We start from the raw sequence: 8,666 nt of genomic DNA, 5'->3' as shown, positions 1-8,666 counted from the left end.
AGCGGCCCGATCACTTCCCATTCTTCGTCTGTAACGCCAATCCGCTCGCCCAAGGCAGCCTCCAAAAGCCAGCCTTGAATCAAGGTCCGAGTCCACAGTCAAGCTTTGTCCACGAAGCCTAGTGCGCCTTGCCCTGAAGCAGGTCTGCCCCCTTCTCACCGATCATGATCGTCGGCGCGTTGGTGTTGCCTGATATGATCTCCGGCATGATCGACGCATCGATGACCCTCAGCCCCTCGATCCCGCGAACCCGTAACGCGGGATCGACGACCGAGGCCTCGTCCCCACCCATCCGGCACGTTCCCACCGGGTGGTATAGGGTCCCGCCGTAACCGCGCGCAAATTCGAGCAGCTGCTCATCGGTTTCCAAGGCCAGTCCGGGTTCCATTTCGTACGCGATCATGCCGGAAAGAGCCTGCTGCTCGCCAATCCGGCGACCCCAGCGCAAGCCCGCGATCGCAACTTCGCAGTCGAGTGGATGGTCCAGATAATTGGGGTCGATGCGTGGATGCTCGGTAGGATCGGCCGATTTCAATCTGATCGTCCCGCGGCTCATCGGACGCAACTGACAAGGCGCGATCGTCAGGCCCGGCTGCCGCTCCAACTCAAACCGCTGCTCGGTTGCCAGTTTTTGGGCATCCATCGTCGCTGGAAGAATGTGAAACTGGATGTCCGCGCGTGGCGCCGCCTCGTTCGAGCGCACAAAGGCGGTAATATGCGATGCCGAAAGTGACAAAAGCCCGCGACGGCCGAACCCATAACGAGCAATCTGCGCCAGAAAGCGCGGCCCTCGCGTCAACTCGTTGACGCTGACGACATTCGGGTTGAGCCGATAGCGGACAAGCGTGACGAAATGGTCCTGAAGATTGCGGCCGACTTCCGGCCGGTCCGCCACCACTGCGATCCCGCGCGCTTGCAGTTGTGCACCATCGCCAATCCCTGACAGCATGAGCAGTTGCGGTGAATTGACCGCACCGCCGCTAAGCACCACCTCGCGTCGCGCCCGCACACGCCGTATTCCGGTGTCATTCCAATATTCCACCCCGACAGCGCGTTTTCCTTCGAATAGGATGCGCATGGCGAGGCTGCCTGTACGCACGGTCAAATTGGCGCGCTTCATCGCGGGATGGAGAAAGGCTACTGCCGCAGAGCAACGCTTGCCTCCCCGCTGCGTGACTTGTAGCCAGCCGACGCCTTCATTGTCGCCCCGGTTCATGTCGGCAACTTCGCGAAGCCCTGCCTGCTGCCCGGCACGGACCACAGCATCCGATACGGCGTGACGATCACGCTGGTCCGCAACATCAAGGGGGCCACCGACGCCATGCGCGGCGTCGCTGCCATGTTCATAATTTTCCGATCGCTTGAACAATGGGAGCACATCGTCCCAGCCCCAACCGGTACAGCCGAGTTCTTTCCAGCGCTCGTAATCGGCGGCCTGACCGCGAACATAGAGCATGGCATTGATCGACGATGAACCGCCGAGCACTTTCCCGCGCGGCCACATGTGAGTGCGGCCCAGCGTACCGGGGTCAGCTTCGGTGTCGTACATCCAGTTGACTGACGGGTCTTTCAACGTTCGGGCGTAACCGATGGGAACGTGGACCATCAGGTTAGAGAGGAATTGCCGGGGATTGCGGAGCGGCCGGTCGTCCCCTCCAGCCTCGATCAAGAAAATCCGGTCTTGGCCGCTCGCGCTCAACCGATCAGCGAGCACGCATCCTGCGGAGCCCGCCCCGACCAGGACAAAATCAGCCTCTTCGTCGAAATGATGTGCCGTCATGCTCTCCACCCCAAATCCATCTGAGGCGGGCAGCATATGGGGGGTGGAGGAACAGCAGAACCGGCCGCAAGCCAATCTACAAGAGTTCGTTCCCTGTGAGGCAAAATCCCCCGTCGCGATCCGGTTCGACCTGCCAGGACGAAACGGCCGACCGCGCCGCTTTACTGGCGGCGGCGCGATTCGTTGCGGAATTCGGATGGAGTCTGGCCAAAGGCCTGCTTGAAAACCCGGCTGAAATAGGCACCGTCGCAAAAGCCGCATTGCAAGGCGATGCTCGTGATGGATTCGCAGGAAAAGGCCGTCGACGTCAGCATCCGCGTCGCCAGAGCGAGGCGCTCGCGGCGTACCGCTTCAGAAAAGGTCACGCCCCCTTCGGCGAAAAGGCGATGAAGATAGCGTTCGGTAAATCCGAACTCTCGCGCCACCGCCCGCGGGCACAGGGAGCGCGCTTTCAAACGGTCGCGAATATGCGTCTCGATACGGCGCATAAGTGCAGCTTGGTATCCTGTGCGCATCGTCATTAGCCCCTCGGGCACAAAGCAGGATCCGACGACATCGAGTACGGACCGGAACACCGCTGGCCTTTCGGCCTCGTCGATCATATCGACTGTCTCGTGAAGCTTCCTGATAAGCGACGACAGTATCTTACCAGTACCGGTATTGGGACTCACCTTTCGCCCGCAAAGGTCGTCGATGCGCGAGATATGCTGATCGACAAGCGCGCGGGGAAAGATGATCGATACGCATGACATGAACTCGTCGGAAGCCACGGACCCGGGGCGAGCGCCGCTCCACAGTAGCAACTCCCCCGCGCCCGCCGTTACCTCGTGGCGGTCATGAGAAAAGGTCTGGCGCCCACGATCGTAAAGCGTCAGCACCACCTTGTTGTCAGTATCATGATCGATCTGTCCGGCGGCTCGATGCCCTCGAACCGGATCGACCATCATTGAGGTGAAACTTACATCTCCATACTGTCGGCTGGTTATGCTGCCGCGAAAGTCGGTTCGATTCTCCGGAACCAAGTCCCACGCAAAATGCGCTTGGCACAGCGTCTCGCTAAAGGGACCGAAAGCGTGCAACGCGCCACGATCGACGATGGCCGAATGCAGGGTCATGTCCTTCTCCCAATCCACCCGGAGCGTTCGCTCTCATAAGGCAAAGCGGTGGTACCCGTCATTTCCGAAACGTCGCTAACCAGTCCCTGCGCCCCTCGCATCGACCAATTGAACGCATCAGGAGGAAAGCAGAGGCGACCACTTCGTCCTATACTAATGTTCAAATCTCATTTAATGAACCGGTCGTCAACGGAATCTTCGCAGGCGTCCGCCTTGGATGCCCGCGTCGGTCGTCAACGGGGGTGTCGAGCAGTTGCACGGAGGCGAACTCCTCAGCGAGCAGGAAGTTCAGCGAAGCCCGACCCGGCAAACCATCCTCGACGCGACGATCGCCGTCTTGGCAAACAAGGGGATAGCGGGCCTCACTTATCGCGTCGTTGCGAATACAGCGGGTGTCAGCCGGGCTCTTGTGCAATATCATTTCCAGACCAGACAAAGTCTCGTGTCAGCCGCCTCCCAACACGCCCTGCTGCATTTCCTGCAAATCGTTGATCGCGCCAATAGCCGGACCGTCGAAGCATCGACAGGTCGCCTGCGCTCGCCGCTCTTGACTATCGTCCGCGCGTTTGCCGGGGAAATGAAGGATTCGATCGTGGCGTGCGCTGAAGTATTGGCGCATGCCGGGCGCGACGCCGAAAGCATCGCCATCGCAAGAACTTGGTTCGAACATCTCGATCGAAGCTATACGGCCTCTTCTGCGCCTCCAGACTGCGACCGCCCAGGCCAGCTCCCGCCACAGGATATCGACCTAGCGACCGGCCTCATCTTCGTAATCTGCGCATTGGACCTCGATCCCGAGCGATTGGACGCCGTGATAATCGACCATGCGTCGATTGAAGCATGGGCGCCCCGGGGAGCGGTAGCGGCTGTCGCCCGTCCTGCCCGCCATTACGGAGAGAGGACCGTCAAATCGGCCATCGTCGATGCCGCCATCGAAATTCAGATCGAAGGGGGCCTATCGTCGCTAAATTTCAGGTCGGTGGCAAAAAAAGCAGGCCTCAGCGCATCCGCACCAGTCTATCACTTTCCAACGATCGATACGCTCGTTCGCGAATCCCAGGCGGCACTAACCGGTCGATCCAAACTTCGCTATCGACACGCTCTTTCGGTCATAAACGACCAACCGCTGTCTCCAGCGCTTCTGGCCGCCGTCACATCGACTATATTCGTACGCGAGGTGTCGGAATTTCCTGGCGAAAATGCAGTCCTCTTCGGGAACTGGATAGAGGCTTATCGACATCCGGCGTTAAGGGAATCCATTTGGCCGTTCATCCGGGACACTCAAGCTGCATGGTCCGAGATTATCGGAAAATCCTATGGCCGGACGGGAGGGCTGGCTTCGATCGGAATTTACGGGCTGTCTGCATTTGTCGGCAAAATGGTCAGATCATTGGCCACCGGTCGGACGATGGAAGACATGCTGTTGGCGACAAAACATTTTAAAGAAAACTTTGATTTTATAGCAGAATTGTAGACCATGATCGACGCCGCCCTTCGTGGTTGATTCTGCACGCAGTGAGACTGAAAGAACCCGCGACAGATTTTTACGATCGATCAGCATTGGCGACAAACCCCAACGTCAAATCGACGTTGTTTCAGTGCGACTGACCGGCCATCGATGGCAGATGACGTGTTCTCACAGTTCGGCGTCGGCTGGTGAGCCCACTCTTTCTATCCCAAACGGCAGAACTGAAGCTACGAACCGTCACCTCATTCAACCCATAAAATATCGATTCATCCCCCGAGACCCGGTTGAACGGATGTCATTTCTGATGGCATAAGAATCCGGCTTTCTAGAAATTCAGTTTATATTCAGTGTCTTACTACTACGTCTGGGTGCTCGTAGAGTGATCAAATACCCTCAAAATTCTGCCATTTGCCCCTGTATCGCTGCGCCAAAGCTCATCTTCACTGCATCTTCGTACCCTATGCGCCGCCTGATACGGCATGGGCAGCAACCGGTCGGAGCGCTCCTATTCTCCGGCCTACCAAGCTACCTTCAGATTACGACCGAGAGCGAGTTATAACATCGGTGTCCCCGGGAAAGCGGGAATCCGGGGATGGATCGGCCTATGCAGGCTCTGGATCCCCGCTTTCGCGGGGATGACATGTTGAAGAAGCGGATTGTCGACTTCCGGTCGTTCATTGATATTCGTCATCCCGGACTTGATCCGGGATCCATAGCAGCGCCGAAGTCATGGACCCCGGATCAAGCCTGTCCCGAGCTTGTCGAAGGGTCCGGGGTGACGAGAAGGGGAAGGGCCACTTTCGATCGTCAGCGGACGATCGCGCCGCCCTTCATCACATGGTCGATCTTTTCGAGCGCCGTAATGTCGGCCAGCGGGTCGGCTTTGACCGCGACCATGTCGGCGTAGCGACCGGCGACGATCGCGCCCACATCGTCGCGGCCCATTTCCTCTGCGGCGCGGCCGGTTGCGGCCTGGATTGCCTGCATCGGCGTCATTCCATATTTGACCATGTTGCGGAACTGCCGCGCGTTAAGCCCGTGTGGATAGACGCCGGCGTCGGTGCCGTAGCCAAGCTTGACGCCGAGTTCGACGGCGCGGTGGAATGCGGCGCGCTGGGTGTCGGTGGTTTCGCGATTCTTGCGCAGATATTCCTCGGGCCAGCCCTCTTTCGTGCCTTCCTGATCGATGTAGGTGCCGTTGTAGATATCCATGACGAGCCATGTGCCGTGGGCCTTGGCCATCTGCAACGCTTCCTCGTCGGCAAGGCTCGCATGTTCGATGCTGTCGACCCCGGCGCGGATCGCATTCTTGATACCCTCGGCGCCATGCGCATGCGCGGTTACGCGCTTGCCGCGCGCATGGGCGACCTTCACCACCGCGCGGAGCTGTTCCTCGGTGAGTTCGGGCGCACCGGGTTCGGTCCCGATCGCGAGCACGGCGCCGGTCGCGATCGTCTTGATGAAATCGGCACCATGATCGAGCAGAAAGGCGGTCTTTTCGGCGGCCTCTTCGGGCGTCGCGGCGACGCCGAGGCGCATGTCGGGGGGAAGCTGGTCGTTCGGCACCACCCCGTTGAGTTCGCCGCCGCCGCCGGGGATCGTGATATAGGCGCCCGCGACCCACATGCGCGGCCCCGGCACGTCGCCGCGCTCGATCGCGTTCCGCAGCGCGACGTCGGTCAGGCCGCGATAGGTTCCGACGTCGCGGACGCTCGTGAATCCGGCGTTCAATGTAACACGGGCGTTGCGCGCGCCGACGAGCGCGGTCTCGGCGGGTCCGGCCTTCATCGGCGCGGCGAGGTCGGCGCTCTGGCCCAGATCGGCAAGATGCGTGTGCAGGTCGATCAGGCCGGGCAGAACGGTGTAGGCCGACCAGTCGAGCCGCGTCGCCCCCGCGGGGGTGGTGCCGCAGGGCGCGACCGATGCGATGCGTTCGTCCGCGATCGTCACGCATTGGCCGGTGCGAACCTCGTTCGTCACGCCGTCGATCAGGCGGCCCGTTTCGACATAGAGCGTGGCGGCCGACGCGGGTGCCGCGGCGAGCGCCGCCGCGGCGATCAGAGGGAAGCGCTGAAGGTGTCGCACTGGCGCGGATCTCCGGTTTCAAGCCCGCGACGCAGCCACGTCATGCGCTGCTCGCTGGTCCCGTGGGTGAAACTTTCGGGCACGGGGCGCTGGCCCGCCGAGCGCATCAGCGTGTCGTCGCCGATCGCGTTGGCGGCGCGCATGGCCTCTTCCATGTCGCCGGCTTCCATCACGGGCTGTCCGGCGCTGTTGCGCGCACGTGCGGCCCACACGCCGGCGTAGCAGTCGGCTTGCAGCTCCATCCGGACCTGAATCGCATTTCCCTGCTCCTGCGAGGCGCGCGCCTGCATCTGGCGAACCTTGTCCGATGTGCCGGTCAGCGTCTGGATATGATGCCCGACTTCGTGGGCGACGACATAGGCCTGCGCCGCATCGCCAGCGGCGCCGAAGCGGCTGGCGAGTTCGTCGAAGAAGCTGGTGTCGAGATAGACGCCCTGGTCGGCGGGGCAATAAAAGGGACCCATCGCCGCCTGCGCTGCGCCGCAGCCCGACCGGTTCTGATCGGTGAAGAAATTCAGCGTCGGCTTGCGGTAGCCTTCGATAAGCTGGCCCCAGACCTGATGCGTCGAGCCGAAGACGTTACAGGCGAATTTCTCGGCCGCGGTGTCGCATGCGACGCCCTGCTCCGCGCTGCGGCTGTCGGCCATCGGATCGGCGGTGCCGCCGCCGGTGCTCAGCAGGCTGGCGCCGGGACCAAGGAAGACGAAAGCGAGGATGCCGAGGAGGACGATCGTCCCGCAGCCCATCTTGCGCCCGAGCAGCATCGGCAGCAGACCGACGAGCAACCCGCCCATGCCGCTGCCGCCACCACCGCCGAAGCCACCGCCGCCGCGTCCGAGGTCGCGAATGTCGTCGCCGGGATCATAATCGTCGAGGCGCATCGTCGGGGTCTCCAGCGCAAGGGGTTTCGGTCCGCTTCCGGTTCTGACAGCAGCTTGGCCCAAAGGGAAGGGTCTTCGGCGCCGGGGTTGCAAAGGCAGGTGCCGCGCGCCACCTATGCGGCCCGAACTCCTGCGAAAGGATCCCCCGAGTCCCATGCCGCGCCGCGCCGCTCCCGCCGCCTTGCCGCTGCCCGACCTCGTCGTGCTGGTGCTCCAGGGTGGCGGTGCGCTCGGCGCCTATCAGGCGGGGGTCTATGAGGCACTCATCGAGCTCGGGGTCGAACTCGATTGGGTCGCGGGCATTTCGATCGGCGCGATCAACGCCGCGATCATCGCGGGGAATCCGCGAGACGAAGCCGTCGGGAAGATGCGCGAATTCTGGGACGGCGCCTCTTCGGCGCTGCCCGCGCTACCGACGATCGACAATGACCTCGTGCGCGAATGGACGCACCTCGCCGCCGCCGGACAGGTTGCGACTTTTGGCGTTCCCGGTTTCTTTACGCCGCGGTGGCCGCCGCCGCTGTTCGCCGAACCGCAGACCCCCGCTGCGGTCAGCTTCTATGACACCACGCCGCTTGTCGCTACGCTCGACAGACTCGTCGATTGGGAGCGCGTCAACCAAGGCAAGGTCCGGCTGTCGGTCGGCGCGGTTGCCGTCGAGACCGGAAATTTCCGCTATTTCGACACGAAGAACGATCGCATCGATGCGCGGCATATCCTGGCGTCGGGTGCCCTGCCACCGGGCCTGCCGCCGGTCGAGATCGACGGAAGCTGGTATTGGGACGGGGGGCTCGTCTCCAACACGCCGCTTGAACATGTCGTGCAATCGGCGCGCGATGACATGCTGGTGTTCCAGGTCGACCTTTTTCCTGCCCGCGGCAGCCGCCCGCACGATCTGGAAGAAGCCTGGTCGCGCGAAAAGGATATCCGTTATTCGAGCCGGACGCGCCGCATATCGGACGGCCTCGTCCGTCGCCGAAAGGAGCACCAGCTTGTTCAGAAAATGATCGACAAGCTTCCCGAGGCCACCCGCGCGCTTCCCGAGGTGAAGGCGGTCGAGAAGATGGTCGATTGCCGCGCGTTGAATGTCGTCCAGTTGATCCACGAACCGCCGTCCTGGCAGACCGGCGCGCGCGATTTCGAATTTTCGCGTTCGACGATGGAGGCGAACTGGGCGCTCGGGCGCGCGGCGGTCGAAGCGGCGATGAAGGACGGTCACGTGCTGGCTCAGAGCATCGCCGAGGGTCGCTCCGAAAGTTTTGCGGTTCAGTCGAACGAATTGCGACCAAAGGCGACGCCGGACGTTTCCTGACTCTCTCCCCCAACGAAGAAAGGAC

6 protein-coding genes are annotated in these 8,666 nt (G+C 61.8%); 2 read left to right on the top strand and 4 right to left on the bottom strand.

Translation table 11 applies throughout. The features are described from left to right. Positions 1–118: 118 nt before the first annotated feature. Positions 119–1,780, bottom strand: a complete 1,662-nt coding sequence (locus AC58D2_RS14175) for a GMC family oxidoreductase N-terminal domain-containing protein (protein WP_494227845.1) — start codon at positions 1,778–1,780, stop codon at positions 119–121. A gap of 161 nt (positions 1,781–1,941) precedes the next feature. Continuing rightward, positions 1,942–2,895, bottom strand: coding sequence for a helix-turn-helix domain-containing protein (locus AC58D2_RS14170; protein ID WP_494227846.1), 954 nt, complete (start codon positions 2,893–2,895; stop codon positions 1,942–1,944). 217 nt (positions 2,896–3,112) lie between these two features. Here AC58D2_RS14170 and AC58D2_RS14165 point away from each other — a divergent pair, with 217 nt between their 5' ends. Further along, the gene (locus AC58D2_RS14165) at positions 3,113–4,369 is read left to right on the top strand and encodes a TetR family transcriptional regulator (RefSeq protein ID WP_494227847.1); all 1,257 of its coding nucleotides are present in this window, start codon (positions 3,113–3,115) and stop codon (positions 4,367–4,369) included. A gap of 801 nt (positions 4,370–5,170) precedes the next feature. Here the strand turns inward: AC58D2_RS14165 and AC58D2_RS14160 are convergent. After that, a complete protein-coding gene (locus AC58D2_RS14160) occupies positions 5,171–6,448 on the bottom strand; it encodes a Xaa-Pro dipeptidase (protein ID WP_497391401.1) in 1,278 nt (425 codons plus the stop codon). Beyond that, the gene (gene ypfJ / locus AC58D2_RS14155; protein ID WP_497391399.1) at positions 6,421–7,329 is read right to left on the bottom strand and encodes a KPN_02809 family neutral zinc metallopeptidase; all 909 of its coding nucleotides are present in this window, start codon (positions 7,327–7,329) and stop codon (positions 6,421–6,423) included. Before ypfJ ends, AC58D2_RS14160 begins: the two co-directional genes overlap by 28 nt. Positions 7,330–7,483: 154 nt before the next feature. Between ypfJ and AC58D2_RS14150 the strand changes: the two genes are divergently transcribed. Continuing rightward, positions 7,484–8,641, top strand: a complete 1,158-nt coding sequence (locus tag AC58D2_RS14150; protein WP_497391397.1) for a patatin-like phospholipase family protein — start codon at positions 7,484–7,486, stop codon at positions 8,639–8,641. Positions 8,642–8,666 lie beyond the last annotated feature (25 nt).

Source organism: Sphingopyxis sp. CR5 (genome assembly GCF_059693785.1).
This window is presented reverse-complemented; position numbering and strand designations above follow the sequence as displayed.

Bases quoted from the DNA above. Each gene is read 5' to 3' on its own strand.
- AC58D2_RS14175 (WP_494227845.1), bottom strand. From the start codon at position 1,780: ATGACGGCACATCATTTCGACGAAGAGGCTGATTTTGTCCTGGTCGGG.
- AC58D2_RS14170 (WP_494227846.1), bottom strand. From the start codon at position 2,895: ATGACCCTGCATTCGGCCATCGTCGATCGTGGCGCGTTGCACGCTTTC.
- AC58D2_RS14165 (WP_494227847.1), top strand. From the start codon at position 3,113: ATGCCCGCGTCGGTCGTCAACGGGGGTGTCGAGCAGTTGCACGGAGGC.
- ypfJ (WP_497391399.1), bottom strand. From the start codon at position 7,329: ATGCGCCTCGACGATTATGATCCCGGCGACGACATTCGCGACCTCGGA.
- AC58D2_RS14150 (WP_497391397.1), top strand. From the start codon at position 7,484: ATGCCGCGCCGCGCCGCTCCCGCCGCCTTGCCGCTGCCCGACCTCGTC.